Origin of the sequence: Phaeobacter gallaeciensis, from assembly GCF_001678945.1 — a bacterium.
Taxonomy (GTDB): Bacteria; Pseudomonadota; Alphaproteobacteria; order Rhodobacterales; family Rhodobacteraceae; genus Phycobacter; species Phycobacter gallaeciensis_A.
On the sequence record NZ_CP015124.1, the window covers coordinates 2158922 to 2184812 of the forward strand.

24 protein-coding genes are annotated in these 25891 nt (G+C 64.1%); 12 read left to right on the forward strand and 12 right to left on the reverse strand.

From position 1 onward, the window contains the following. The first annotated feature begins 49 nt into the window (after positions 1-49). The 9 genes from JL2886_RS10370 to JL2886_RS10410 all read left to right on the forward strand — a co-directional run bounded on the left by JL2886_RS10370 (position 50) and on the right by JL2886_RS10410 (position 10035). Positions 50-1066, forward strand: a complete 1017-nt coding sequence (locus JL2886_RS10370) for an ABC transporter ATP-binding protein (RefSeq protein WP_065271930.1) — start codon at positions 50-52, stop codon at positions 1064-1066. After that, a complete protein-coding gene (locus tag JL2886_RS10375) occupies positions 1063-2157 on the forward strand; it encodes an ABC transporter ATP-binding protein (RefSeq protein ID WP_065271931.1) in 1095 nt (364 codons plus the stop codon). Before JL2886_RS10370 ends, JL2886_RS10375 begins: the two co-directional genes overlap by 4 nt. Positions 2158-2223: 66 nt before the next feature. After that, a complete protein-coding gene (locus JL2886_RS10380; protein ID WP_065271932.1) occupies positions 2224-3750 on the forward strand; it encodes an ABC transporter substrate-binding protein in 1527 nt (508 codons plus the stop codon). 88 nt (positions 3751-3838) lie between these two features. Beyond that, on the forward strand, positions 3839-4783 hold the full coding sequence (locus JL2886_RS10385) for an ABC transporter permease (RefSeq protein WP_065271933.1): 945 nt from the start codon (positions 3839-3841) through the stop codon (positions 4781-4783). A 1-nt stretch (position 4784) separates the two neighbouring features. Continuing rightward, a complete protein-coding gene (locus JL2886_RS10390; RefSeq protein ID WP_065271934.1) occupies positions 4785-5666 on the forward strand; it encodes an ABC transporter permease in 882 nt (293 codons plus the stop codon). Between the two features lie 17 nt (positions 5667-5683). Then, on the forward strand, positions 5684-7474 hold the full coding sequence (locus JL2886_RS10395; RefSeq protein WP_065271935.1) for a gamma-glutamyltransferase family protein: 1791 nt from the start codon (positions 5684-5686) through the stop codon (positions 7472-7474). After that, positions 7471-8217, forward strand: coding sequence for a DUF1028 domain-containing protein (locus JL2886_RS10400; protein WP_065271936.1), 747 nt, complete (start codon positions 7471-7473; stop codon positions 8215-8217). Before JL2886_RS10395 ends, JL2886_RS10400 begins: the two co-directional genes overlap by 4 nt. 96 nt (positions 8218-8313) lie before the next feature. After that, entirely contained in the window at positions 8314-9054 is a 741-nt protein-coding gene (locus tag JL2886_RS10405) for a FadR/GntR family transcriptional regulator (RefSeq protein WP_065273639.1), read from the forward strand. A 42-nt stretch (positions 9055-9096) separates the two neighbouring features. Further along, positions 9097-10035: an acetamidase/formamidase family protein gene (locus JL2886_RS10410; protein ID WP_065271937.1), complete on the forward strand. Its 939-nt coding sequence runs from the start codon at positions 9097-9099 to the stop codon at positions 10033-10035. A 39-nt stretch (positions 10036-10074) separates the two neighbouring features. On the opposite strand, the gene JL2886_RS10415 is transcribed toward JL2886_RS10410, so the two are convergent. From JL2886_RS10415 to atpD, 8 genes are read right to left on the reverse strand one after another with little or no spacing between them, the layout of a single operon-like run. Further along, positions 10075-10956: a F0F1 ATP synthase subunit gamma gene (locus JL2886_RS10415; protein WP_065271938.1), complete on the reverse strand. Its 882-nt coding sequence runs from the start codon at positions 10954-10956 to the stop codon at positions 10075-10077. Continuing rightward, positions 10943-12583, reverse strand: coding sequence for a F0F1 ATP synthase subunit alpha (locus tag JL2886_RS10420; protein ID WP_269465797.1), 1641 nt, complete (start codon positions 12581-12583; stop codon positions 10943-10945). The genes JL2886_RS10415 and JL2886_RS10420 overlap by 14 nt, the downstream gene beginning before the upstream one ends. Further along, positions 12549-13331, reverse strand: coding sequence for a hypothetical protein (locus JL2886_RS10425; RefSeq protein WP_065271940.1), 783 nt, complete (start codon positions 13329-13331; stop codon positions 12549-12551). Before JL2886_RS10425 ends, JL2886_RS10420 begins: the two co-directional genes overlap by 35 nt. A gap of 4 nt (positions 13332-13335) precedes the next feature. After that, complete coding sequence (locus tag JL2886_RS10430) at positions 13336-13626, reverse strand: F0F1 ATP synthase subunit C (protein WP_065271941.1); 291 nt, start codon at positions 13624-13626, stop codon at positions 13336-13338. A gap of 2 nt (positions 13627-13628) precedes the next feature. Beyond that, positions 13629-14366 carry a F0F1 ATP synthase subunit A gene (locus JL2886_RS10435; protein WP_065271942.1) on the reverse strand — a complete coding sequence of 246 codons (738 nt, stop codon included), beginning with the start codon at positions 14364-14366 and terminating at the stop codon, positions 13629-13631. Positions 14367-14385: 19 nt separating this feature from the next. Beyond that, positions 14386-14679 carry an AtpZ/AtpI family protein gene (locus tag JL2886_RS10440; protein WP_065271943.1) on the reverse strand — a complete coding sequence of 98 codons (294 nt, stop codon included), beginning with the start codon at positions 14677-14679 and terminating at the stop codon, positions 14386-14388. Continuing rightward, a complete protein-coding gene (locus JL2886_RS10445; protein WP_065271944.1) occupies positions 14676-15065 on the reverse strand; it encodes a hypothetical protein in 390 nt (129 codons plus the stop codon). The genes JL2886_RS10440 and JL2886_RS10445 overlap by 4 nt, the downstream gene beginning before the upstream one ends. After that, a complete protein-coding gene (atpD, locus tag JL2886_RS10450; RefSeq protein WP_065271945.1) occupies positions 15055-16455 on the reverse strand; it encodes a F0F1 ATP synthase subunit beta in 1401 nt (466 codons plus the stop codon). Before atpD ends, JL2886_RS10445 begins: the two co-directional genes overlap by 11 nt. 207 nt (positions 16456-16662) lie before the next feature. On the opposite strand from atpD, the gene JL2886_RS10455 reads away from it, so the two are divergent. From JL2886_RS10455 to JL2886_RS10465, 3 genes are all read left to right on the forward strand, one after another. After that, positions 16663-17100, forward strand: a complete 438-nt coding sequence (locus tag JL2886_RS10455) for a hypothetical protein (RefSeq protein ID WP_065271946.1) — start codon at positions 16663-16665, stop codon at positions 17098-17100. Positions 17101-17170: 70 nt separating this feature from the next. Beyond that, positions 17171-19915 carry a cation-translocating P-type ATPase gene (locus tag JL2886_RS10460; protein ID WP_082996157.1) on the forward strand — a complete coding sequence of 915 codons (2745 nt, stop codon included), beginning with the start codon at positions 17171-17173 and terminating at the stop codon, positions 19913-19915. Beyond that, entirely contained in the window at positions 19902-20639 is a 738-nt protein-coding gene (locus JL2886_RS10465; protein WP_197492312.1) for a sulfite exporter TauE/SafE family protein, read from the forward strand. The genes JL2886_RS10460 and JL2886_RS10465 overlap by 14 nt, the downstream gene beginning before the upstream one ends. Here JL2886_RS10465 and JL2886_RS10470 read toward each other — a convergent pair whose 3' ends face one another. From JL2886_RS10470 to acsA, 4 genes are read right to left on the reverse strand one after another with little or no spacing between them, the layout of a single operon-like run. Further along, positions 20640-20885, reverse strand: coding sequence for an acyl carrier protein (locus JL2886_RS10470; RefSeq protein WP_065271949.1), 246 nt, complete (start codon positions 20883-20885; stop codon positions 20640-20642). Further along, on the reverse strand, positions 20882-22045 hold the full coding sequence (locus tag JL2886_RS10475) for a dihydrolipoamide acetyltransferase family protein (RefSeq protein ID WP_065271950.1): 1164 nt from the start codon (positions 22043-22045) through the stop codon (positions 20882-20884). Before JL2886_RS10475 ends, JL2886_RS10470 begins: the two co-directional genes overlap by 4 nt. Beyond that, complete coding sequence (gene pdhA / locus JL2886_RS10480; RefSeq protein WP_065271951.1) at positions 22042-24045, reverse strand: pyruvate dehydrogenase (acetyl-transferring) E1 component subunit alpha; 2004 nt, start codon at positions 24043-24045, stop codon at positions 22042-22044. The genes JL2886_RS10475 and pdhA overlap by 4 nt, the downstream gene beginning before the upstream one ends. Then, on the reverse strand, positions 24042-25793 hold the full coding sequence (gene acsA, locus JL2886_RS10485; protein WP_065271952.1) for an acetate--CoA ligase: 1752 nt from the start codon (positions 25791-25793) through the stop codon (positions 24042-24044). Before acsA ends, pdhA begins: the two co-directional genes overlap by 4 nt. Positions 25794-25891 lie beyond the last annotated feature (98 nt).

A 25891-nucleotide genomic window follows, 5' to 3' on the forward strand; every position in this document is an offset into this window, starting at 1 on the left:
GAATTGGTACAAATGATCCAGACCAATTCAAAGGCCGGGGAGGCCGCATATGCCAACAGGGCAGATTCAGACAGATGCAGGACCGGCGGATATTCTGCGCCTCGAAGACTTTACACTGCGGTTTCGTGGCCAGGAGAAGGCCACCGTCAACGGTATGAGCCTGAAAGTCTCCCCCGGTGAAATCCTGTGTATCGTCGGCGAATCGGGTTGCGGCAAAAGCGTGACCGCAATGTCGATCATGGGGCTATTGCCCAAAGGATCCTCAGAAGTTCTGTCCGGAAATCTCGATTTCCTTGGGAAATCCTACGATCTGCGTCAGGAAAACCTGCCCGCCGATCAACGTGGTAATCAGATCGCGATGATCTTTCAGGAACCGATGACCTCGCTCAACCCGTCCTTCACGGTTGGCGACCAGATCGCAGAAACCGTGCTGCAGCATCAGGGTGGCACCCGGGCCGAGGCAATGGAACGCGCCCATCAGATGCTGGAGAAGGTCGGCATTCCCGCGCCACGTCAACGGCTTGGCGAATATCCGTACCAATTGTCCGGTGGTATGCGTCAGCGGGTGATGATCGCCATGGCGCTGGCCAATGATCCGCAGCTGCTGATCGCCGATGAACCCACCACCGCGCTGGATGTGACCATCCAGGCGCAGATCCTTGATCTGATCTGCGATCTGCGCCGCGACACCGGCATGGGCACCATCATGATCACCCATGATCTGGGGGTCGTTGGCGAAGTGGCCGATAGCGTTGCCGTCATGTACGGCGGGGAAGTGGTCGAACAGGGCCCCACTCAGGAAATTTTCGCCAACCCTCAGCATCCCTATACAATCGGCCTGATGAGCGCGATGCCGCGCCTTGATCGCCCCGGCGAACGTCTGGCCACGGTGCCAGGTTCGGTTCCGGCGATCCGCAACATGCCCGAAGGCTGCCGGTTCCGCTCGCGCTGCGCCTTTGCCGCTGCCGCCTGCAGCACGCGGCCCGATCTCAGAACGCTTGCAGACGATCACAGCGTCGCCTGCCATTTCGCCCCTCTGGAAACCCATGTGGCGGTGCAGGCATGAGCAGCAAGGACATGATTCTCCGCACCGACGCGCTGACCAAACATTTCGGCGGCGTCGGCTTTCTGAAGAAATCCCCGGTGGTGCAGGCGGTCGACGGGATCTCGCTTGAGGTGAAGCGCGGCGAGACCTTTGCCATCGTCGGCGAATCCGGTTGCGGCAAATCCACCCTCGCGCGGTTGCTGATGCGGCTGCTGGAGCCCACGTCGGGGGAGGTCGTCTTTGACGGCAAGGACATCAGCCATGCCGCCGGACCGGATCTGACCCGGCTGCGCCGCGATATGCAGTTCATCTTTCAGGATCCGTTTTCCTCGCTCAACCCGCGCATGACCGTGGGCAAGCTGATCGCAGAACCGCTGGAGGTCCACGCCCCCGAGCTGAGCGCCGCCGAACGCCGCGCCAAGGTGGCCGACATCATGCAGAAGGTCGGCCTGCCCGCAGAACACGCGGGCCGCTATCCGCATGAATTCTCCGGCGGGCAACGACAGCGGATCGGCATTGCCCGCGCCCTGATCACCGGACCAAAACTGGTCATCGGGGATGAGCCGGTCTCGGCGCTGGATGTCTCGGTACAGGCGCAGGTGATCAACCTTCTGGGTGATCTCAGCCGCGAACTGGGGGTAACGCTGGTCGTCATTGCCCATGATCTGGGCGTGATCCGCCACATGAGCGACCGTGTCGCCGTCATGTATCTGGGCCGTATCGTGGAAATGGGCACCGCCGAAGAGGTCTTCAGCGCCCCGCACCATCCCTACACCCAGGCCCTGCTGGCCTCGATCCCGGCGCCCCGCCCCGAGGGCGAGGACCGCATGACGACGCTGACCGGCGAAATGCCCAGCCCCGCCGCACCGCCGCCCGGCTGCCGGTTTCACACCCGCTGCCCCTTTGCGCGGCCGGATTGCAAAACCACGGTACCGGATCTGTCCGCCGTGGAGGGCGCATCACATCAGGTGGCCTGCCACCACTGGCAGGAGATCGACGCTCCGGCCGGTGCGCCGCAGCAGGCCCCCCATTCCGCTGCTGCCGAAGAACGGTTTGCCCTGTACCGCGCCGCCATCGAAGGCGCCAAGGTCACCCCGCTGACGCCGGAATAATCCCATCAGAACACCCCCAGAACCAACCGTAACCAAAAGCAAGACCCGACAGAGAGGACCAAGACGATGAAACACTTGAAACCCACCCTGATGGCTGCCCTTCTCGGCGCCACCGCATTGGGGATGATGACCACCGGCGCCAGCGCCAAGGATCTGCGCATCGGCCTGCAATCGGACGCCGACGTGCTGGACCCGGATCAGTCGCGCACCTTCGTGGGCCGCATCGTCTATGCCTCGCTCTGCGACAAGCTGGTCGACATCACCCCGGATCTGGAAATCATCCCGCAGCTGGCCACCGCATGGCAGGTGTCCGAGGATGGCATGACCGTCACCATGCAGCTGCGCGAAGGCGTGGTATTCCACGATGGCACCCCCTTCAACGCCGAGGCCGTGGCCGCGAATATCGAACGCTCCAAGACCCTCGATGAATCGCGCCGCAAATCCGAGCTGTCCTCCATCACCTCGACCGAAGTGACCGGCGAGTATGAGATCAAGCTGAACCTCAAAGGCCCCGACGCGACGCTTCTGGCGCAGCTGGCCGACCGTGCCGGCATGATGATGTCGCCCACCGCCGCCGCGACAGCAGGCGTGGATTTCGGCCTCAACCCGGTCTGCTCCGGCCCGTTCAGCTTTGAAGAGCGTGTCGCCCAGGACAAGATCGTCCTGAAGCGGTTCCCGGACTACTGGAACGCCGACAAGATCGCCTTTGACAGCGTGACCTTCCTGCCGATCCCGGACACCACCGTGCGTCTGGCCAACCTGCAGTCGGGTGATATCGACATGCTGGAGCGTCTGGCCGCCACCGACCTGGCACAGGCCAATGCAGATGCGAATATCGCTGTCGCCGACGCGGTTTCGCTGGGCTATCAGGGCATCACCTTCAACCTGAACAACGGTGAAAAGGGCGACAACCCCTGGGGCAACGACGCGCGCCTGCGTCAGGCGTTCAGCTATGCCATCGACCGCAACGCGATCAACCAGGTGGTCTTTGAAGGCGCCTTTGCCGCTGGCAACCAGCCCTATCCGCCGACCTCGCCCTGGTATGACGCCGATTACCCGGTTCCGGGCCGCGATGTGGCCAAGGCCAAGGAACTGCTGGCCGAAGCCGGGTATCCCGATGGTCTGGAGCTGGAAGTACAGGTCCCCAACACCACCGTTCCGCTGCAGCTGATGCAGGTGGTTCAGGCCATGGCCGCCGAAGCAGGCATCGACGTGAAGATCGTCTCGAAAGAGTTCGCCACCCTGCTGGCCGATCAATCCGCCGGTGACTACACCGCCAGCCAGATCGGCTGGTCCGGCCGGGTCGATCCCGATGGCAACATCCACCAGTTCATGACCACGAACGGTGGCCTCAACGACAGCAAATACTCGAACCCTGCCGTGGATGAGGCGCTGAACGCGGCCCGCGTTGCCGCCAGCACCGAGGCCCGCAAGGCGTCCTATGATGCCGCACGCGACGTGCTGGTCGAGGAATCGCCGATTGTCTACCTCTACCATCAGACCTGGATCTGGGCGCATAACACCAATCTGGAAGGCTTCACCGCCTATCCGGACGGGATGATCCGCCTCGAAGGCGTCACCTGGAACGAGTGATACCCACCCTGCGCCGCCCCGCCCTGCGCGCGGGCGGCGCAGATCTTCTGGCCCCTCGGGGTCGCAGCCAATCCGTCAGGTCTGCCCGATGTTCCTGTTCCTCATGCGCCGCATCCTGATTGCGGTGCCCACGATCATACTGATCTCGATCTTTGTCTTCGCCCTGCAAAAGCTGCTGCCGGGGGATCCGCTTCTGGTGCTCGCCGGAGAAGAGCGCGACCCCGAGGTGCTGGAACTGCTGCGCGAGAAATACCGCCTGAACGATCCCATCATCGTGCAGTATTTCACATGGATCACCAATGCCCTGCAGGGAGACCTCGGGATTTCGCTGCGTACCAACCAGCCGGTCACCGAGCTGATGATGCAGAAACTGCCGGTGACGCTGCAACTGGCGGCGATGTCGATGATCTTTGCCCTGACTATCGGCGTGCCTGCGGGCATCCTGTCGGCCTACCGCAAGGGTACGCTGACCGATTACCTGGCCAATGTGGTTGCCCTTTCGGGTCTGTCGATCCCCAACTTCTGGCTTGGCATCATGCTGATCCTGCTGGTGTCGGTGAAATGGCAGCTGCTGCCCGCATCCGGCTATGTGCCCCTGTCCGAGGATTTCGCGCAGTCGATCCGCACCATGTTGATGCCTGCCTTCGTGCTGGGCACCGCCCTTGCCGCCACGATGATGCGGCACACCCGCTCGGCCATGCTGGGCGTGCTCAGCGCCGATTACGTCCGCACCGCCCGTGCCAAGGGGCTGACCGAACGCCGAGTGGTCCTGAAACACGCCTTCCGCAACGCGCTGACCCCGATTGTCACCCTGACCGCGCTGCTGTTCGGCGAATTGGTGGCTGGCGCCGTCCTGACCGAGCAGATCTTCACCATTCCCGGCTTTGGGAAGATGGTCGTCGATGCGGTGTTCAACCGCGACTATGCGGTGGTGCAGGGTATCGTTCTGGTGACCGCGGTCGGCTTTATCTTTATGAACCTTCTGGCCGATGCGCTGTATTTCATCCTCAATCCACGGCTGAGAGGGCAATAAGATGACCGAAGCAACAGCCCCCTTCACCCCCGAGCAGGATGCAATCAGCGACGGCAAGAACCGCGTCTGGAAGAAGTTCCGCTCTCACCGCAGCGCCTTGTTCGGCGGCATTCTGGTGGCCTTCTTCGTGGCGATTGCCCTCTTGGCCCCCGTGCTGCCGATCCCTGATCCCGCCGCCACCGACTGGGGCGCCGTGCGCAAGGCGCCCTCGGCCGCCCATTGGATGGGCACGGATGAGATTGGCCGCGATGTGCTGTCCCGCCTGATCTGGGGGGCGCAGGCCTCGCTTCTGGCCGGTGTGGTCTCGGTCGGGATTGCCCTCGCCCTTGGCGTGCCACTCGGCATTCTGGCCGGCTATTTCGGCGGCTGGACCGATGCGGTGATCTCGCGCTGCACCGAAGCCCTGCTGGCGGCACCCTTCCTGATCCTGGCGATTGCGCTGGCGGCCTTTCTTGGTCCGTCGCTGACAAATGCGATGATCGCCATCGGGATCTCGGCCACGCCGATCTTCATCCGCCTGACCCGCGGGCAGGTGCTGACCGTGCGCTCCGAAGACTACGTGGACAGCGCCCTGGCCATCGGCCTGCCGACGCCCAAGATCCTGCGCCGCTATATCCTGCCCAACGTGCTGCCGCCGATCCTGGTGCAGGCAACCCTGACCATTGCCACGGCGATCATCGCCGAGGCCTCTCTGTCCTTCCTCGGCCTTGGCCAGCAGGCGCCCGCGCCCAGCTGGGGATCGATGCTGAACACAGCGAAGAATTTCCTCAATCAAGCCCCCTGGATGGCCATGTGGCCGGGCATCTCGATTTTTCTCGTGGTGCTGGGCTTCAACCTTCTTGGCGATGGTCTGCGCGATGCGCTGGACCCCCGCGAGCACTAGACCAAACGGAGACATAGATGTCCGATTTTACAACACGGCCCGAAATCCGGGGCACCTTCGGGGTCGCAACCTCGACCCATTGGATTGCCTCGACCGTCGGCATGAGCATTCTGGAAAAGGGCGGCAACGCATTTGACGCCGCCGTCGCAACCGCGCTGGTCCTGCAGGTGGTCGAACCACATCTGAACGGTCCGGCCGGCGATATGCCCGCGATCTTCCACAAGGCGGAAACCGGCGAAACCAAGGTGGTCTGTGCACAGGGCGTGGCGCCCAAGGCGGCGACCATCGAAGCCTACACCGAACAGGGGCTGACCCTGATCCCCGGTTCGGGTCTGCTCGCAACCGTTGTTCCCGGCGCCTTTGACGGCTGGATGATGCTGCTGCGCGATCACGGCACCATGTCCCTTCGCGAGGTGCTGGAACCGGTGATCGGCTATGCTCGCGATGGCCATCCGGTGCTGCCGCGTGTGGCCAATACCATTGCCGGTCTGCAGGAATTCTTTGAAACCGAATGGCCAACCTCGGCTGCTGTCTGGGCCCCGGATGGCGAAGCGCCGAAACCCAACGCCCTGTTCAAGAATCCAGATCTGGCGCGCACCTACGAACGTCTGGCCGAAGCGGGCGAAGCCGCAGGTGAGGACCGTGTCGCCCAGATCGACGCCGCCCGCGCCGAATGGCGCGAAGGTTTCGTGGCCGAGGCGATCTTTGACTATCTGAAAGACGCCCATGTGATGGATGTCTCGGACGAGAAACACAGCGCGGTGCTGGCGCCCGAGGACCTGAAGGACTGGCGTGCCACCTATGAGGACACCCTGTCTTACGAATACGAAGGCTGGACGGTGCACAAGACCCACGCCTGGAGCCAAGGGCCGGTGCTGCTGCAGGGCCTTGCCATCCTCAAAGGCTTTGACCTTGGCGCGATGGATCCCTTTGGCGCCGAGTTCGTGCACACCGTGACCGAAGCGATGAAGCTCGCCTATGCCGACCGCGAGGCCTATTACGGCGACCCCGCCCAGTCCGAGATCCCGATGGAGTACCTCCTCAGCGAGGAATACAACGCCGAGCGCCGCAAGCTGATCACCGACAAGGCCTCGACCGAGCAGCGCCCGGGCCGGGTGCCGGGCTTCGAACATCTCGCCGACGCCTATGTCGAGCGCGCGGCGCGGGACTTTAACGTCGGCCAGGTGGCGGCGCAGGAACCGACCATGTCGCACCTCACCGAAAAGCGCGGCGATACCGTGCATCTCGACGTGATCGACCGTTGGGGCAACATGGTCGCCGCGACACCTTCGGGCGGCTGGCTGCAAAGCTCCCCGGTCATTCCGGGCCTCGGTTTCCCGCTCAACTCCCGCGCCCAGATGTTCTGGCTGGAGGACGGTCTGCCAACCTCGCTGGCGCCGGGCCGCCGCCCCCGCACCACCCTGACCCCCAGCTATGCGGAAAAAGACGGTGTGCAGATGGTCTTTGGCACCCCCGGCGGTGACCAGCAGGACCAGTGGCAGCTGATCTGGTTCCTGCGTTTCGTGCATTTCGGCATGGAGCTGCAGCAATGCATGGATGCGCCGCTGTTCCATTCCATGCACTTCCAGGGATCCTTCTTCCCACGCGAAGTGCGCACCGCCGAAATGATGGTCGAGCCCAACTTTGGCGAGGCGGTAATCGCGGACCTGCGCGCCCGGGGTCACAACGTCGTGGTGGCGGATCCCTGGACCGTCGGCCGCCTGACCGCTGCCCTGCGCGAGCCGGACGGCATGCTGCGCGCGGCGGCGACCCCGCGCCTGATGCAGGCCTATGCGGTCGGCCGATGACCTGGTCGCTGATTGCCAAGAATCCCGAGGATGGCCCGATCGCTGTGATCGTCGCCTCCCGGTTCTTCGCCTGCGGCGCGGTGGTGCCCTTTGTCGGGCCGACTGTCGCCGTGGCGTCGCAGGCCTTCTGCAATCCGGTCTGGGGCACCGAGGGACGCAGGCGCATGGCCGCCGGTGAAAGCGCCCAGGCGGTGCTCGCCGATTTCGCCCTTCGCGATCAGGGGCAGGCGATCCGCCAGGCCCATATGATGGATGCCGAAGGTCGCTTTGTCGCCCATACCGGCGCCGATTGCGTCGACTGGGCCGGGCACCTCTTGGCCGAGGATCATTCGGTGGCGGGCAATATGCTGACCGGCCCCGAGGTGATCGAGGCAACCTCGGCGGCCTACAAGGACAACGCGGATCTGCCCTTTGCCGAGCGTCTGATCGTGGCCATGCAAGCCGGAGAGGCCGCAGGTGGCGACAAACGGGGCCGTCAGGCCGCCGGACTGGTGATCCATCGCGGACAAGAGCATGCCTGGCTCGACATCCGGGCCGATGACCACGCGGACCCCCTAGGTGAGCTGGCCCGCCTCTGGGAGGTCGCGCAGGAACGCTATGTGCATTTCTCCAAGGGCATGCCCACGGCCGAGAAGTTTTCTGGCCTGCCCACCCGCGAAGGCATCGACGCCGATATCGCCGCGGCAGAGGCCCGCCGCATCGCAGAAGGACGCCCCAGCAAATCGCAGGCCGTCGATTATTGATCAAACAGCGCCCGGTATGCCCCGGGCGCTGTTGTTTTTACCCTTTGCGCCATTTTTTGCTTCAATATGCAGACCCTGTCTGAGAAAAAGTCTGTCATGTCATCACACTCCCGCAGCTCGTCTATCGAGCCGATCAAACAAAAGGTTCTGGCCCTGATCAAATCGGGCAGCCTCGCCGCGGACGGAAAACTGCCCACCGAACGGGTTCTGTCGGAACAGTTCGACGTCAGCCGCAGGGCGGTGCGTCTAGCCCTCGACAGTCTGGAAGAACAGGGGCTGGTCTGGCGCAAACAGGGCAAGGGCACCTTTGCCGGACAGCCCGCCGACCCAACCGGAGACCTCGCAGCCAAGATCGCCGGGGAAACCAACGCGCTACAAGTGATGGAAGCGCGCCTGTGTATCGAGCCGGAGCTTGCCGCGCTGTGTGCCAAACGGATGCAGCCGGATGAGCTGATGCGCCTGCGCCGTCTGGCCCAGCGGCAGTTTGAATCCAACGGTCCGGAAGCGATCGAACTTTGGGATGGCGCCTTTCACCGGCTGATCGCCCAATGCGCCCGCAACCGGCCATTGCTGACCTCCTTTGCCCTGCTTGACCGGATCCGCGAGAACCCGGAATGGATCCGCATCCGCGCCCGTGCCCGAAGCGGCCCGTCGCTGGAAGTGTCGCATTGCGAGCACGTGACCATCATCGAGGCGATTGCCACCGGCGACAGCGATGTGGCCCGCACCGCCATGCGCGAACATCTGACCACCCGCTTTGACGCGCTGCGGAGCGAAATGGACCCCGGCGACGACAGCTGGGAGACCGAACTGTTCGACATAGACACCGGCAAGTAACAGCGGCGTACAGATCACAACGGAACCGGCAGGAGACGCATCATGACATCCACCCTTCCCGCATCGGTGCAGAGCTGCCACTGGGGCTTTTTCGACGCGGCCCATCCGCCTGCCCTGTCCATCGACAGCGGCGAAGAGGTCATCATCGACACCGTCTCGGGCGGCCCCGACATGTTGCCCGGAGATGGTTTTCACGTGCCGCCGGAATTGCTGGAAATTCACGCCGCCGGTCTGCCGGGCATGCCGGGCCATATCCTGACCGGCCCGGTCGAGGTGCGCGGCGCCCAGCCGGGCGATGTGCTGCAGGTCGATATCCTCGATATCTCGCTACGGCAGGACTGGGGCTACAACATGATCCGGCCCTTGGCCGGGACGCTGCCGCTGGAATTTCCCAAACGCCAGCGCACCATCCTGCCGCTGGACGCCGAGCGGCAACTGGCCCACCTGCCCTGGGGCACCGATCTGCCGCTGGCGCCGTTCTTTGGGGTCATGGGGGTGGCGCCGCCGCCGGAATGGGGGCGGATCTCCACCATCGAGCCGCGTCGCCATGGCGGCAATATCGACAATAAGGAACTGATCGCGGGCACCACCCTGTACCTGCCGGTTCTGGCACCGGGCGCGCTGTTTTCCTGTGGCGACGGTCATGCCGCGCAGGGCGATGGCGAGGTCTGCGTCACCGCCATCGAAACGGCGCTGCGCGGGCATTTCCGCCTGACCCTGCGCAGGGACCTGTCGCTGGACTACCCACAAGCAGAAACGCCATCGCATCACATCACCATGGGCATGCATGCCGATCTGGATGTCTGCGCCGAAATGGCCCTGCGGGACATGATTGCCGTGGCCGAGGCGCGATTGGGGATCAGCCGGGAAGACGCCTATATGCTCTGCAGTCTCGCTGCGGATCTGCGCATCACCCAGACGGTGAATCGCGAAAAAGGCGTGCATATGATGATGCCGAAAAGCCAGCTGCAACGCCCGTAACGGCGCCTGTATCCAGTCCGCCGCGCCGACACAGGGCTGTCAGGCTGGATCACCCTGATCCACCGCCTCGAAGCCTGAAATGATATCCAGCAACTCGCGGGTAATTTCCTCCTGCCGTTTCTGGCGATAGGCATCCATCAGCTCTTCGCGGTGGTCGCTGATATTGCCCTCTGCCCGGCGCATGGCAGCCAGACGCGCAGCGTGTTCGCTGGCCAGGGATTCGGCAAGCGCGCGATAGATCTGCACAAAGATCCGCTGCCCGATCAGCCAGGAGAACAGCTTGGTCGGCGCCATGCGGTAGGTCGGCAGGCTGCGCGATGGCCAGGATTCGCGTGCCAGCGCATCGAGATCCCCGCGCGGCACCGGCAGCAGCGGCCACTCGGTCGGCACCGCCAATGAAGCCCCGGCGCGGCGGTTGAACAAAAGCGAAACTGTCCCGACGCCCGCTTCGGTCCAGCGGTCGATTTCCACCGCAACCGCATGCACCGTGGCCGTCAGACCGGCGGCCGATCCGGGCAGCGCAAACAGCGCATCGGGCATATGCCCTTCTGCCTCCATATGCGCCGCCACCCGCTGGCCCAGCACGCAGAGGCGGCAATCGCTCTCCTCCAAGAGCCGCGCGACCGCGCGACCGCCGATCCTGTCGTTGAACCGCCCGCACAGCCCCCGGTCAGAGCCGATGACGATCAGCGCCGATCCCGGCGCCACCTCTGCGGGTGACCCCACCTGCGGCTGCAGAGACTGATCACGCAGCACAGCCTGCAACCCCAGATCCACCGTGCGTTCATACTGCAGCATAGCCGCAGCTGCGCGTTCGTACTGTCGGATACTGACCGAAGAGAGGCTTTTCATGGTGCGTACGATGGAATGGATCTCGGCGGTGGTGTGCATCCGCGCCGAAAGCGCCTCAAGCGTCTGCATCACCCACTCCTTCGCGCCGCGGCGAATGCGGATCGTCGGGATAGAACCCGGTCAGCGCCGCCTGCATCGCCGTGATCAGGGCCGCCCGCTGCGCCGGGTCCAGCGGCGCGCCGCCCTCGATGGCATCGCAGATCTCGGAACAGGTCCGGCGGGCGGCCCGAGCCGCATGCAGCCCCGCATCGCTGACCCTGTCAGCAGGAATGGCATCGAACAACCCTTCGGTCGCGGCCAGCAGCGCCGCGATCTGGTCCGCCACCTCAAGCAGGTGATGTTCACGCTGCTTGAGGATTTCCCGTACCCGCAGCCCCCGGTCCAGCCGCTGCCGTGTCTCGGCATCGATCTGGGTGCCAAAGCGGGCAAAGGTCTCCAGCTCTTCGAATTGCGCGTAATAGAGCCTTAAATCCCCCGCCACAGCGCGAAAGGCAGGCAATTGCGCCTTGCCGCCAACGCGGCTGACCGAGGTGCCGATGTCGATGGCCGGCAGCCTGCCCTTTTCGAACAGCGAGGGCGACAGGTAGATCTGCCCGTCCGTGATGGAAATGAGGTTGGTGGGAATAAACGCGGAAATATTCTGCGCCTGTGTTTCGATCACCGGCAGAGCAGTCAGCGAACCGCCACCGTGTTCTTCGCGCAGCGGAGTGGCGCGTTCCAGCAGCCGCGAATGAATATAGAAAATGTCACCGGGATAGGCCTCGCGGCCGGGCGGGCGGCGTAACAGAAGCGACAGCTCGCGATAGGCGCGGGCATGGCGGGTCAGATCGTCATAGACGATCAGCACATCACGCCCTTCGTCCATGAAATGTTCAGCCATGGCAGTGGCCGCATAAGGCGCGATGAACTGCAACCCCGGCGCGTCCTCTCCGCCGGCCACCACGACGATGGTCCGCTCCAGTGCGCCGCCCTTGCGCAGGCTATCGATCACCCGCGCCACCGCCGAGGCCCGCTGCCCGATGGCGCAATAGATCGAGATCACCCCGGTGTCGCGCTGGTTCAGAATGGTATCGACGGCGATGGCCGTCTTGCCGGATTGCCGATCACCGACGATCAACTCGCGCTGACCACGCCCGATGGGCACGGCGGCATCGATCGCCTTGATCCCGGTCTGCAGCGGCACGCTGACCGGGGCGCGGTGCATGATGGGCGGGGCCGCACGTTCGATGGGGGCGCGGTCGCGGCACTGCAACGGTCCAGCACCATCGATGGGCTGCCCCATCGCATCGACAACCCGCCCCAGCAGCGCGGCACCAACCGGTGTGTCAACGACGCGGCGTGTGCGGTGCACCTTGTCACCGGGGCGGATGCCGACGCTGTCACCCAGTACAATTACCCCGATGCGGTCGGTGGCCAGGCTGGAGGCGATACCAGTCTGCCCACCGGCAAAGACCACCAGCTCATCCGCCCTGAGGTCGGGAAACCCGGCGATCCGCGCAATGCCATTGCCAACAGAAAGCACCCGGGCAACATCGGTGATTTCGGCCACCGGGGCGGTTTCGGCAAGGATCCGGTCCATCCGGTCGACCAGCCCTGCGGCAATCCGGCCCGCCATGCCCTGCCCGTCTGTGCGCTTGTCATTGCGCCCGCCGTTCTGCCCGTCATGCGGCATCGGCAGCCTCGCTTGCCACGGCATCCAGGCTTTCTTCGATCAGCAGGCCCAGCCGGTCCAGATAACGCCCCGCCGACCAGTCCAGCACCTGATGACCCAGCGTCAGACGGATGCCAAAGGTGACATCCCCGGCGGTGGCATAATCCACCTTGATACCCTCTGCGATTTCGTCGTGGATGGCGCGGGTCAGGTGACGCCGCGCCGCGCTTGGCAGCTCCATGCTGCATTCCACCAGCGCCGCCCCCGGCATGCCTTCCGCTGCCCGTTCCAGCCGCCTGCGCTCCTCAAGGTCGAGCGAGGACAATTGCCGGGCGAACTCTGCCGCCATCTGCTCCGCCAGATCGGCCCCGGCGAAATCCGCCAGAACACGGCGCAGCGCCTGCCCCACGTGGGCGGCTGTGCGCTTTTGCATCTCCAGCACGATTTCAGTGCGGTCCTCCTGCAAATGGTCCAGCCAGGCCGCACGTTTCTGCTCCATGTCTTCGCGCAGATCGGCCTCCAGCTCTTGGCGCAACGCCTCGGCTGCGGCGCGGGCCTTTGCCATCTCGGCCTCCCTATGGCTGTCCAGCGCCTGCCGCTCGGCCCGCAGCGCTTCGGCTTCGGTGACAGCCTCTTCACGCACGCGGCGCGCATCGCCAAGCCGCTCGGCAATCCGTTGTTCCCGCTCGGCCATTGCCTTGGTCACAGGCCCGTAAAGAAAGCGTTTCAGCAACCAGATCAGAACGAGGAAGTTCACCAGTTGCGCCGCGACGGTCAGCCAGTCGATCTGCACCGGATCATCCTCCGCCCGGGAGCGCCGCAGTCAGAGCGGCGATGTCCACGAATGGGTTGGCAAACAGCAGAATCATCGCCACCACGAAACAGTAGATCGCGGTGGATTCGATCATCGCAAGACTGACGAAAAGGGTGCGGGTGATCGTCGGGGCGGCGTCCGGCTGCTGTGCAAGGGACTGCAGCGCCTGCGCCGCGGCCCGGCCTTCGGCCAGCGCGGGGGCGATGGCACCGATGGTGATGGTCAGCCCCGCCGTGACAATCGAGGCGATGGCGATCCAGACGGAAGCGTCCATGATCAGGGTTCCTTTCGTGTTTGGCTGTGACCGGTTTGGTTGGCAGGGGAGGCGCCGACACCAGACGACGGCGATCGGCTGCTGCGGGCGCCCGAGGCGATGTAGACCATCGCCAGAACGGCAAAGATATACGCCTGAATCAGGCCGGTCAGCAGGCCCAGAACCTGCATGACCACCGGGAAGAAGAACGGCGCCACGCTGATCAGGATGCCGACGATGATCGTGCCGCTCATGACATTGCCGTATAGGCGCACGGCCAGGGCAACGGTCCGCGATGCCTCTGACACCAGATTGAAGGGCAGCATGATGGGGCTGGGCCGCACATAGGTCTTCAGGTAACCGCCGATCCCCTGCCGAGCGATGGAAAAGGCGGGCACTGCCACCAGCACCGCGATGGCCAGCGCCGCAGTGGTGGAGAGGGAGCCGGTAGGCGGCACATAGCCAGGCACCACCGACAGCAGGTTGGCGGCGGCGATGAACAGGAACAGGGTTCCGATAAAGGGCAGATAGCGCGCGCCGTCACCGCCGCTAATCTCGGAAATCTGGTCGCGGATGGCGGTGACGATGACCTCCAGCATGACCTGCCAGCGGGAGACCTTTTCGCCCGTCGACAGGCGCGAGGTGACCAGCCAGGACCCGGCGGCCAGCAGCGCCATCACCAGCCAAGTGAACGCCACGGTGGCGGTCAGCTGCAACCCGTGCCATTCGGCCAATACCCATTGATCGGGACTGATCTGCATCACAGTGTCTCCGCCTGTGTCATTCATCACCCCCTTCGCGCTGCACCCAGTACCAGGCGTTGAGACAACCCAGCGCCGCACCAGCCAAAAGCAGGATCAGCGTCCAGGACCGGTGCGACTGGACGTGTCCATCGATCCAGACGCCCAGCGCGACGCCCAGAACCACCGGCACCGCAACTGACCAGCCGACAAGACCGAACATCCCCAGCCCATAAAGCGCGCTGCGCTGCGGGTGCTTTTGTGCCGCCTGTTTGCGACGGGCCTTGCGGACGATCTCTTCCGCCTCCTCTGCGTCGGGCCGTTCGCCGTTCATAGCGCCTGCTCCAGTTCCAGGAACCGGCGCACGATCTGTGCCTCCAGCCGAGCCAAGGCTGCGCGGGCGGCCCGTTCGCTTTGCTCGGCGGCGCGGAAATCGGCCTGCGCCCGCTGTTGCACCGTCTGCAGATCATCGCCCAGCACCGCGCCGGAGGTGGAGACCAGCACCTCATCCCCGACCTTGACCAGGGTTCCGGAATGGATCCCGGCATAGCGCACCTGGCCGCCCGTCTCCTCGTAAGTCAGGATGCCCGGGGCCAGCTGAGAGACATAATCGATATGGTGCGGCAACATCCCGAATGCGCCATCCGGCCCTTCGGCCACAATACGCACGACCTCCAGATCAAGGCACAGCCGGTCGGGCAGCAGGATCTTAAGCCGCATATCCCGCCCCCTCTTTCTGCTCCAGATCCGCCACCGTTCCGATCATGTAAAAAGCGCTTTCGGGATGGTCGCGGAACTCATCATTCAGGATGCGCTCACAGGAGGTCAGCGTCTCACTCAGCGGCACGAAACGCCCCGGTATGCCGGTCATCTTTTCGGTGGAGTAAAACGGCTGTGTCAGAAACCGTTCGATCTGCCGGGCGCGGCGCACGGTGGCGCGGTCCATTTCCGAAAGCTCCTCCAGCCCCAGCATGGCGATGATATCCTTGAGATCCTCGTACTCGGCCAGAGTGTTGCGCACCGCGCTGGCGATCATGTAGTGGCGGGTGCTGACAACCCCCGGCGTCAGCATCCGGGAAAAGGATTTCAGCGGGTCGATGGCGGGATACAGCCCTTCGGAGGCCTTCTTGCGCGACAGGGTGATCGAGGCTGACAGGTGCGAAAACGTATGCGTCGCCGCCGGGTCGGTGAAATCATCGGCCGGCACGTAGACCGCCTGAATCGAGGTCATGCTGCCCCGGCTGGTGGAGCAGATCCGCTCTTCCAGATCGGCCAGCTCGGTGCCCAGCGTCGGCTGATAACCCACCCGCGACGGGATCCGCCCCAGAAGGCCCGAAACCTCAGAGCCGGCCTGCACGAAACGGTAAATATTGTCGATCAGCACCAGAACATCGCGGTTCAGATCGTCGCGGAAATACTCGGCAATGGTCAGGGCCGCATGGCCGACGCGGAACCGCACGCCGGGGGTTTCATTCATCTGGCCAAAGACCATCACGGTGCGGTCCAGCACCCCGGCCTCCTCCATGTCGCGATGCAATTCCTCGGCTTCGCGGCAGCGTTCCCCGATGCCACAGAACAGGCTGATACCCTCGTATTCGGCGACCATATTGTGGATCATCTCGGTGATCAGAACGGTTTTGCCAACGCCTGCACCGCCGAACAGCCCCGCCTTGCCGCCGCGTTCCAGCGGGCTGAGCAGGTCAATCGCCTTGATCCCCGTCTCAAACAACTCACCCTCGGCCCGGCGCCGGGACAGCGGCACCGGCGTGCCATGGATCGATCGGCGCGGCATGTCACCGGGCAGCGGGCGTCCGTCAATGGGATCGCCGAACAGGTTGACCATGCGTCCAAGCAGGGCAGGCCCCACCGGCACCGAGAGCGGCAGACCGGTGTTGCGCACCGGCATGCCAAGGCGCAGCTCCGTGTTGGGATTGAGGATCAGCCCGCGCGCGGTCTCCCGCCCCGGCAGGCTGGCGACCTCGATGGTGATCGCGGGATCGGACAGGGTGACCAGACGAGTGCCGATTGCGGGCAGCTCTGCCGCGAACCGGACATCGGCGATGCTGCCCTCGATGGCAGTGATATGGCCAATGGATGCGCTGTCGGACACGTCGGATCCTTTTGTTGCACCTGTGCTGCAAGCCTATCAGAAACAGGCGTTTGGTGCTGATATTATGACCCATCGGCGCATTCACCTTGATTGGAGTCAATTCAATGACATGGGAATCAGACTATTCTGCCTATGATTTCCGCACCCGGGCGGAGCGGATCCGCTGCACCCGGTGTTTGTCTTATGACGCACAACCAAAGGTGTCCCATGGCCAAAACTCAATCTGAATCGAAAACCTCCGGCGGCTTTGATCAGGCGGCGCAGGCTCTGTTTTCCGCCAATCCTCTGCTGGGCCCGCAGGCGCATCAATTCTGGGAAGTCCAGGAAAAGATCCTGCAAGAGGCCGAACAATTTTCAAAACACTGGTTCGACCGCCGCCACACGGCGGCCCGCACCGCATTGCAGGCCACGGCAGAGCTGTTCGGCACTGCTCCGGTCGATCCCGGTGCGGCGGCCAAGGTGCTGCACGACTGGCAGATGCAATCCGCCGAGCGGGTGGCCGAAGACGTCCAGGAATGGGTCGATTTCTGCACCCGCAGTGCAGAATATGTCACCGCCGGTGAAGTCAGCGCCAACAAGGAAACGCTGGATTCGGTCTCCGCTGCGGTCGAGGATGCAGAGCACGGCCACGCAATTCCGGTGTGACCCGGCCGCCACCTGACATTTCCGGATGGGCAGTTTCCAGGTTGTCCCGCACCGCGTGACGGAGAGTGATATGGCACCGGTGACGGGCACAGCACCAGACGCCTTGCCTTTCGCCCTGCCTGCAGCGGATGTCGCTGCGGCGCTGGCCTGCGATCCGGCCCGCGGCCTGAACGCCGCCGAAGTTGCCGCCCGCCGCGCCCGCCACGGCAGGAACCAGCTGCGGGCCCAAAAGCCGCAAAGCGCGCTGCTGCTTCTGGCGCATCAGTTCCGCAGCATCATCATCTGGCTGCTGGCCATGGCAGCCGGGTTGTCCTTTGCTTTCGGTGACATTCCAGAAGGTCTGGCGATCCTGGTGGTGATCCTGTTCAACGGCGCCATCGGTTTTTTCACCGAATTGCGCGCGGTCCGCTCGATGGAGGCATTGCTGCGCATTGCCGAGGTCAGGACGCTGGTGCGCCGCGACGGCAGAGTGCGCCGGATCGATGCCCGCGCGCTGGTGCCGGGAGATATCGTGATCCTCGATGCCGGAGACATCGTCACCGCCGATCTCCGTCTGCTGCAGGCCTCGAACCTGCAAAGCGATGAATCGATCCTGACCGGGGAATCCCTGCCCGTTTCCAAGAGTATCGACCCGGTCGCCCCGGAGGCCGGGATCCCGGACCGTCACAACATGGTGTTCAAGGGCACCGCAATCACCCGCGGCGCCGGAGAGGCCATCGTCGTGGCCACCGGGATGACAACCGAAATCGGCCAGATCAGTGCCCTGACAGAAACCGCCGAGGCCGAGATATCGCCACTGGAGCGGCGGCTGGACAGGCTCGGCCACCGGCTGGTCTGGCTGACGCTGGCTCTGGCCGCGTTGATGATTGCAGCGGGCGTTCTGCGCGGTCACGCGCTGATCGACATGATCCGCACCGGTACGGCGCTGGCGGTAGCGGCGGTGCCCGAAGGCCTGCCGATCGTCGCCACCCTCTGTCTGGCGCGCGGCATGTGGCGCATGGCGGCGCACAATGCGTTGATCACCCGGTTGTCCTCGGTAGAAACTCTGGGGGCAACGACGCTGATCCTCACTGATAAGACCGGCACACTGACAGAGAACAAAATGGCGGCGGTGCGCTACCTGTTCGAAGGCGCCGAGGTCCGGCTCGCGAAAAATGCCGCCGCACCGGCTGACGACCGCTTCGATCTGGCGCTGCGGATCGGGGTTCTGTGCAACAATGCCGAAACCGGCAATCCGGCCACCGGAGACAGCGCCAGCGGTGAGCCAATGGAGGTCGCACTGCTGCACGCTGCCCAAGCAGCCGCGATGACCCGCGCGGAGCTTGAGCAAGATTTTCCCCAGGTGGCCGAACACGCCTTTGACCCCGAGCATAAGATGATGGCCAGCGTCAACCGCGCCGCGGACGGGGACCGGGGCGGGTTCATCTACGCCATCAAAGGCGCGCCCGAAGCGGTGATCGAAGCCTGCGACACTCACTTGCTGCCGAATGGTCCGGCGCCGCTGGATGGCCCAGCGCGGCAGGAATGGGCAGCCCGGCAAAGCGCCGCCGCGCGCGAGGGGCTGCGGCTGCTGGCGCTGGCAATCAAGCACGCCGAAACACCTGACGAAGACCCTTATCAGGGCCTGACGCTGGTGGGGTTGGTGTGTTTCCTGGATCCGCTGCGCGCTGATGTGCCCGATGCGATCCGCGCCAGCCTGGCGGCCGGGGTGCGGGTCGCGATGATCACCGGCGATCATGCAGATACTGCGGCAACAATTGCCCGGGACGCCGGTTTAACTCTGGGCGACCTCACGGTGATCGAAGGCGATGACCTGCGGGATTTCGACCCTGATACGGCGGATTTCGCCTTGCGTGACAGGGTGCTGGCGGCAGATGTCTTTGCCCGTGTGGCGCCGGAAACGAAACTGACGCTTGTGCGCCTGTTCCAGCAGGCCGGGCATGTGGTTGCCATGACCGGCGATGGCGTCAACGATGCCCCGGCGCTGAAGAAATCAGACATCGGCATCGCCATGGGCAAACGCGGTACACAGGTCGCGCGCGAGGCGGCCGATGTGGTGCTGAAAGACGATGCCTTCGGCACCCTGATTGAGGCCATGTGGCAGGGGCGGGTGATTTTTGACAATATCCGCAAATTCGTCGTCTACCTGATGTCCTGCAACGTCAGCGAGGTGCTGGTCGTCGGCATCGCCGTCGGCGCCGGTCTGCCCGCACCGCTTCTGCCCTTGCAGATCCTGTTCCTGAACCTTGTAACCGATGTATTCCCGGCCTTTGCACTGGGGCTGGGCAAAGGAGACAGAGCGATCATGTCCCGGCCGCCCCGCGATCCCTCGGAGCCCATTGCCGGACGGCCGGAATGGGCGTTGATCGGTGTTCTCAGCCTGCTGATCACCGGCGCGACACTGTCGGGGTTTGCTCTAGCGCTCTACTGGCTGCGACTGGAGACCGGGCAGGCGATCACGGTGGCCTTCGTGACACTGGCCCTGGCGCAGCTGTGGAATGTCTTCAATGTGCGGGGGGGCAGCGGGCGGCAACTGGTCAACGACGTGACGGGGAACCCATACATTTGGGCAGCGCTGGCCCTTTGTGCTGGTCTGGTGGCACTGGCGTTGTGGCTGCCGTCGCTGTCGGCGCTGCTGGATCTTCCCGACCCCGGCCTGCCGGGATTGGGTCTGGCTGCAGCGCTCAGCCTGGTGCCGTTGATTGCCGGGCAGATCCTGCTGTTGTTCAACCTCACACCGGGACATGACCGCGAGCAAGGAACGCAGCCGTCAGGCCGGGCCAGCCTTCGGGGGCGCGACGTTGAACGCGGTTGATCTGCTTCTGGCCGGATCCGTGGTTTTCTCTGCGGCCTTTCTGCGTGGTTATTCGGGGTTCGGTTTTTCGACTGTCCTGATGGCCGGACTGATCTTCTGGCTGCCTGCCAGCCAGATCGCGCCGATGTCCATCGCGCTTGAGATCATCGCATCGCTGGGACAATCGCGCAGCGTGCTCAGGGATGTGGAACGCCGCGCCCTTGCCTATCTACTGCTGGCCGGGTTGATCGGCAATCCAATCGGGGTGGCACTGCTGGATCATGTACCGGATCAGGCGATGCGGATCGGCGTGCACGTCTTGATCATCGGCGCGGTGTTGACGCTGCTGCTGCGGCCCATCCGGCCCACAGTTCCAACCGCCATGGTTCTGTCCCTCGCCGGCTTCATTGCCGGTGTGGTCAATGGCGCCACCGCAATGAGCGGGCTGGTGCTGGGCCTGTTCTTCACCACAACCGCGATCAGTTCACGGGCCATGCGGGCGACAATGATCGCCTATTTCTTCTTCACTGATCTCTGGGCTGGCGCGCTTCTGACGGTCTCCGGCCACTACGGCGGGCAGATCCTGTGGCATATCGCAGCCGCCCTGCCCCTGCTGTTCATCGGCCTATGGCTGGGCTCAATCTGTTTTGCCCGCTATGGAAGCCACGACAGGCGTTTTCGCCGCATCGTGCTGTGGCTGCTTCTGGCGCTGTGTCTTATCGGCTTGGGCCGGGCCGTACTCTAATCAGGCCACCCGGGCCGCCAGATACTCCACCAGATGATCGAAGCTGTCCATCTGGGGATAATCCGCCTCGGGCATCTCCAGAGCGAACCGTTTGCCCAGCGCGGTGACGAGGTTCAGGAAATCGATCGAATCGATGTCGAACTCATCCCGCAGATCGGCGCTGCTGTCGATGTCGTCCAGCGGGATATCCGGCGCGATCCGGGTCAGCTCTTGGCCAAGGGCCTGTTCTATCTCGGTGCGGGTCATAGGGTTTCGGGCTCCTGTAGAAATCGGTCGATGGCGCGCAGGAACAGCGCGCCGCGATGGCCGTCGCTGACGCGGTGGTCTGCGGCCAGTGTCAGGGTTGCGATCTGGCGCGGCACCACCTTGCCATCCACCACCCTGGGGCGCAGCGCGGGCGTACCGATGCCGACGATGGCCACCTGTGGTGGGTAGATCACCCCAAACAGCCCGTCGATGCCGCGGTCCCCCAGACTGGTGAGGGTGATGGTGGCATCCGACAATTCGCGCGCCTTGAAGCGGCCCGCGCGCACCCGCCCGATCAGATCGCGCATCTGCGCCATAAGCCCGTCGCGCTCCTGCGCGGCCACATCGAACAGCGCAGGCGCCACCAGCCCGCCACCGCGCAGGGCGATGGCAAGACCTATATGGGCCTCCTTGGCTGGGGTGAAGGTGCCACCTTCGAAATGGCCATTGAACTCGGGGTATTTCTTCAGCGCCCGCGCCATGGCGCACAGGTAGAACACCGGCGGTAGCACACGGTCCTCGGGCGCGCGGGTTTCGTTCATCTCAGTGATGAAGTCATCAAGCGTGGTCAGATCCACCTGATGGGTGAGGTAGAAATGCGGAATTTCCCGTTTGGAGCGCGACATCGCGGCGGCAATCGCCTGCCGCATGGCGCTGAGGCCGGTGTCCTGCGGCGCAGTCTTGCCGCCTGCCGTGATATGGGCGGCGACATCTGCGTGGCGGATCGGCTGGCCGGATGGCACCGAGAGTGCACTGAGGTCCACACCCTTTTCGGCCGCCAAGCGTCGTGCCGCTGGAGAAGCGACAATGCGTGTACCGGTGGGAACAGATGGTGCCGGTTGCGGAGGCTCTGCGACCGCCCGGGGTTTGGGCTTTTCAGGCTCTGGCACAGGCGCAGGTTCTACAGTCTGCCCATCTGCTGCCTCCCCGGTATCGATCCGTGCCAGCGGCGTTCCTACGGGCACGCTCTCCCCGATGCCGACCAGCCATTCCGTCACCGTTCCGGTCTCGTAGCACTCTATCTCAATGGCGCCTTTCTGGGTTTCCACCACGGCGATGATATCGCCGTGCGTGACGGGTTGGCCCACGGCCACCACCTGTTCCATCAGGGTGCCCGCCTCCATATCCGCCCCAAGCGAGGGCATGAGGAAATCGCTCATGGGGTCGCCCCCATCACCCGGCGGGCGGTGGCGAGGATCTCCGCCACCTGCGGGATCGCCGCCTGTTCCAGATGCCCCGCATAGGGGATCGGCACCTCGGCGCTACACACCCGGGCCAAGGGGGCGTCCAGATCCCAAAAGGCCTCTTCCGCCAGGATCATGCCAATCTCAGCGGCCAGGCTCCCGCTCTTCCAACCCTCATCCACCATCACAGCGCGGCGGGTCTTGCGCACCGAGGACAGGATCGTCTCCCGGTCCAGGGGCCGCAGCGAGCGCAGGTCGATCACCTCCGCGTCGATGCCTTCCTGCGCCAGCGCCTCGGCCGCCTCCAGCGTCTTGAACAGGGATCCGCCATAGGTGATCAGCGAAATATCCGTGCCCGCCCGCCGGACCACGGCGCGGTCGATATCCACGGAACCAGCGTTTTCGGCCAGCTCCCCCTCGCGGTTATAAAGCATGACGTTTTCAAAGATCAGCACCGGGTCAGGATCCTCAAGCGCGGTCCAGAGCATGCCACGCGCGTCCTCCAAAGTTGCAGGCGCCAGCACCCGCAGGCCGGGGATATGGGCGTACCAGCCTTCGAGTGAATGCGAATGCTGCGCCGCCAGCTGCCGCCCCGCGCCGGTGGCCATGCGGATCACCACCGGCACCCCGAACTGGTTGTTCGACATATGGCGGAAGGTGGCGGCGGTGTTGAGGATCTGGTCCAGCGCCAGCAGCGAGAAGTTGACCGTCATCACCTCGACAATGGGCCGCATCCCGGCAATGGCAGCGCCAATCCCGGCACCGGTGAACCCGGATTCCGACAGCGGTGTATCGCGGATGCGGTCCTCACCGAACTGATCGAGCAGCCCCTTGGAGACCGCATAGCAGCCACCGTAACGGCCAACGTCCTCTCCCATCAGGAAGACACGGGGATCGCGGGTCATGGCATCGATGATGCTCGCGCGCACTGCGGCGCGGTAGGTGGTGGTGACAGGTTTTCCGGGCGGCGCGACCTCGGGCGGCGCGGGCCGATCAGGCGACATTACATATTTGGCGAGGTCCGCCACCGGCTCCTCTGTGCCACTTTCGGCAAAGGCGACGGCCTCGGCAATCTCGGCGTCAACCTCCGCGGTGATGTCATCCACTTCGCCCGCGCGCAGCAGATGATTTTCCTCGGCCCAGGTCTGGAACCGGACGATTGGCCCCTTGGCGCGCCAGTCGGCGACCTCCTCCTTGGGGCGGTAAAGCTGGGCATCGAACATGGAATGCGCGCGGAAACGGTAAGTGCGGCATTCCAGAAATTGCGGCTTGCCGGAGTCGGCAATCGCCTTCAAAGCCTTCCGCGCAGCGCCTTCAACGGCGACGATATCCATGCCATCCACAACGTGGCTGTCGATGCCATAGCTGGCCGCCTTGGCGTGAATGTCGGTCTGCGATTCCGAGCGGTCCAGTGCCGTGCCCATGGCATAGCCGTTGTTTTCACAAACGAACAAAACCGGCAGATCCCAGAGCGCGGCAAGGTTCAGACTTTCATGGAACTCGCCTTCGGCCACCGCGCCCTCGCCAAAGAAACAGGCGGTGACGGCCTCGGCCCTTTGCATCCGGTCGGCCAGCGCAAGGCCAGCGGCCAGAGGCAAGCCACCGCCGACGATGGCATTGCCGCCGTAGAAATTGTGATCGCGGCTGAACATGTGCATCGAACCGCCCCGCCCCCCGGCGCAGCCTTCAGCCTTGCCGTACATTTCCGCCAGGACGCGGCCCATGGGCACCCCGCGCATCAGCGCATGACCGTGTTCGCGGTAGGTGGCGACCACCCGGTCCTGCGGGCTGAGCAACGGGATGATGCCCGCCGCAACCGCTTCCTCCCCATCATAGAGATGCAGGAACCCACGTATCTTTTCGCGGGAGTAGAGTTCGGCGCATTTGTCCTCGAAATGGCGGATGCGGATCATCGCCTTCAGCAGCTCGCGGACATGGGCGTGGTCAAGGCGGGGTTTCACATGGTCGATGCTCATGTCTCGTCACTTTCCAGGGTTGAGATATCGCCTTCAGGCAGGCCCAGCTCGCGCGCTTTCAGAAGGCGGCGCATGATCTTGCCGCTGCGGGTCTTGGGTAGGTTCTTGCGAAAGGCGATCTCTTTCGGGGCGACCGCAGGCCCCAGCCGTTTGCGGGCGTGCCCCAGCAGATCAAGCCGCAGATCCTCATCCGGCTCATACCCCGGTTTCAGCGCCACATAGGCCTTCACCAGCTCACCCGCGGTTTCATCGGGAATGCCGATAACGCCGACCTCGGCGACGGCCTCATGCTCCATCAGGGCGCTTTCGACCTCAAATGGGCCAATCAGATGGCCTGCGCTTTTGATCAGGTCATCGGCGCGGCCCACAAACCAGAAATACCCGTCCGCATCGCGCATCGCGAGGTCACCGGTCAGGTACCAGCCATCGCGGAAGCATTTGTCATAGCGCGCCTGTTCATGCAGGTAGCCACGCATCATCGACGGCCAGCCGGGACGCAGGGCCAATTCTCCCATCGCCTGCGGCTCGGTCAGGGCGCGCAGAGAGTCTCCTTCCGGGTCCATTTCGACGATTCCCGCCTCGATCCCCGGCAGCGGCCTTCCCATGGAGCCGGGTTTCACATCCATCGCGGCATAATTGGCGATCATGATGCCGCCGGTTTCGGTCTGCCACCAATTGTCGTGGAACGGCTGACCAAAGGCCGTGTTTCCCCAGATCACCGCCTCGGGGTTCAGCGGCTCGCCGACGCTGGCCATGAACCGCAAGGCGGGGAAATCACGCCCCTGAAGCGCCTCGGTGCCAGCCTTCATCAGCATGCGGATGGCTGTTGGCGCTGTGTACCAGACGTTGACGCCCTCGCCTTCCAGAATGTCATACCAGCGAGCGACGTCAAACTCGGCCTCGTCAACGATCATCGAAACGCGGTTGGTGAGGGGCGCGACGATCCCGTAGGACGTGCCGGTCACCCAACCCGGATCGGCGGTGCACCAATAGGTATCGCCCGCCCGCAGATCCAGCGCGATGCGCCCGGTCCAGTTGTGGGCGACCACCGCCTGATGCACATGCACGACGCCCTTCGGCTTGCCAGTGGTGCCCGAGGTAAAATGCAAAAGGGCTGTGTCCTCGGGATTCATGGCTTCGGTGGTGAACTCCTCCGAGGCATCCGCCATCAGGTCGGTCAGCGGCAGGGTATCCTCTGCCGCCTCATCAATGACAAAGACCTTCCGCAGATCCGGCAGATCCGGGCGCAGGGCTTTCACCTTGCGCTTATAAAGCCGCGCGGTGGTGATCAGCGCATTGGCACCGCCGATCTCCATCCGCGAGCGGATCGGCTCGGGACCGAATGCCGAAAACAGCGGACAGAAGGTGCAACCTGCCTTCAGCGTGCCAAGGGCGGCGATGTATAGCTCCGGCACCCGCCCCAGCAAGGCATAGACCCGATCACCCTTTTGCAGACCCTGGCTACGCAGCATATTGGCGAAGCGGTTGGTTTCCGTCTGTAGCGCGGCGTAGGTAAAATCCTGCTGCGAGCCTGATTTTGAAATCCAGCGCAGCGCCAGCTGCTCCCCATGGCCGGATGCCACGTGGCGGTCCACGGCTTCATGCGCGATGTTCATCCTGCCATCGGACAGCCCATCGATCAGCGCCTGCGCGTCGTCCCAGGAAAACCCGGCGCAGAGGGTATCGTAATCGGTCATATTGGCAGCGGCCCTGACGCTGGCCGGTTTTGTGATCGGCGCTGTCGCCATGATGATCCTCCCCTCCGCTTGCCGCGCCACGCCGGGGCGCGTCTTTGACAATCATAGGTGGCGGGATGGCCCGCGCAGATGACCAGGATCAAAGCGCG

Coding starts and splice junctions, on each gene's coding strand:
- JL2886_RS10405 (WP_065273639.1), top strand. CDS start 8,314: ATGTCATCACACTCCCGCAGCTCGTCTATCGAGCCGATCAAACAAAAG.
- pdhA (WP_065271951.1), bottom strand. CDS start 24,045: ATGAGCATCGACCATGTGAAACCCCGCCTTGACCACGCCCATGTCCGC.
- JL2886_RS10395 (WP_065271935.1), top strand. CDS start 5,684: ATGTCCGATTTTACAACACGGCCCGAAATCCGGGGCACCTTCGGGGTC.
- JL2886_RS10410 (WP_065271937.1), top strand. CDS start 9,097: ATGACATCCACCCTTCCCGCATCGGTGCAGAGCTGCCACTGGGGCTTT.
- JL2886_RS10390 (WP_065271934.1), top strand. CDS start 4,785: ATGACCGAAGCAACAGCCCCCTTCACCCCCGAGCAGGATGCAATCAGC.
- JL2886_RS10375 (WP_065271931.1), top strand. CDS start 1,063: ATGAGCAGCAAGGACATGATTCTCCGCACCGACGCGCTGACCAAACAT.
- JL2886_RS10470 (WP_065271949.1), bottom strand. CDS start 20,885: ATGACCCGCACCGAGATAGAACAGGCCCTTGGCCAAGAGCTGACCCGG.
- JL2886_RS10475 (WP_065271950.1), bottom strand. CDS start 22,045: ATGAGCGATTTCCTCATGCCCTCGCTTGGGGCGGATATGGAGGCGGGC.
- JL2886_RS10435 (WP_065271942.1), bottom strand. CDS start 14,366: ATGCAGATCAGTCCCGATCAATGGGTATTGGCCGAATGGCACGGGTTG.
- JL2886_RS10430 (WP_065271941.1), bottom strand. CDS start 13,626: ATGGACGCTTCCGTCTGGATCGCCATCGCCTCGATTGTCACGGCGGGG.
- acsA (WP_065271952.1), bottom strand. CDS start 25,793: ATGGCGACAGCGCCGATCACAAAACCGGCCAGCGTCAGGGCCGCTGCC.
- JL2886_RS10380 (WP_065271932.1), top strand. CDS start 2,224: ATGAAACACTTGAAACCCACCCTGATGGCTGCCCTTCTCGGCGCCACC.
- JL2886_RS10445 (WP_065271944.1), bottom strand. CDS start 15,065: ATGCGGCTTAAGATCCTGCTGCCCGACCGGCTGTGCCTTGATCTGGAG.
- JL2886_RS10400 (WP_065271936.1), top strand. CDS start 7,471: ATGACCTGGTCGCTGATTGCCAAGAATCCCGAGGATGGCCCGATCGCT.
- JL2886_RS10455 (WP_065271946.1), top strand. CDS start 16,663: ATGGCCAAAACTCAATCTGAATCGAAAACCTCCGGCGGCTTTGATCAG.
- JL2886_RS10420 (WP_269465797.1), bottom strand. CDS start 12,583: ATGCCGTGGCAAGCGAGGCTGCCGATGCCGCATGACGGGCAGAACGGC.
- JL2886_RS10385 (WP_065271933.1), top strand. CDS start 3,839: ATGTTCCTGTTCCTCATGCGCCGCATCCTGATTGCGGTGCCCACGATC.
- JL2886_RS10415 (WP_065271938.1), bottom strand. CDS start 10,956: ATGCAGACGCTTGAGGCGCTTTCGGCGCGGATGCACACCACCGCCGAG.
- JL2886_RS10370 (WP_065271930.1), top strand. CDS start 50: ATGCCAACAGGGCAGATTCAGACAGATGCAGGACCGGCGGATATTCTG.
- JL2886_RS10460 (WP_082996157.1), top strand. CDS start 17,171: ATGGCACCGGTGACGGGCACAGCACCAGACGCCTTGCCTTTCGCCCTG.
- JL2886_RS10440 (WP_065271943.1), bottom strand. CDS start 14,679: ATGAACGGCGAACGGCCCGACGCAGAGGAGGCGGAAGAGATCGTCCGC.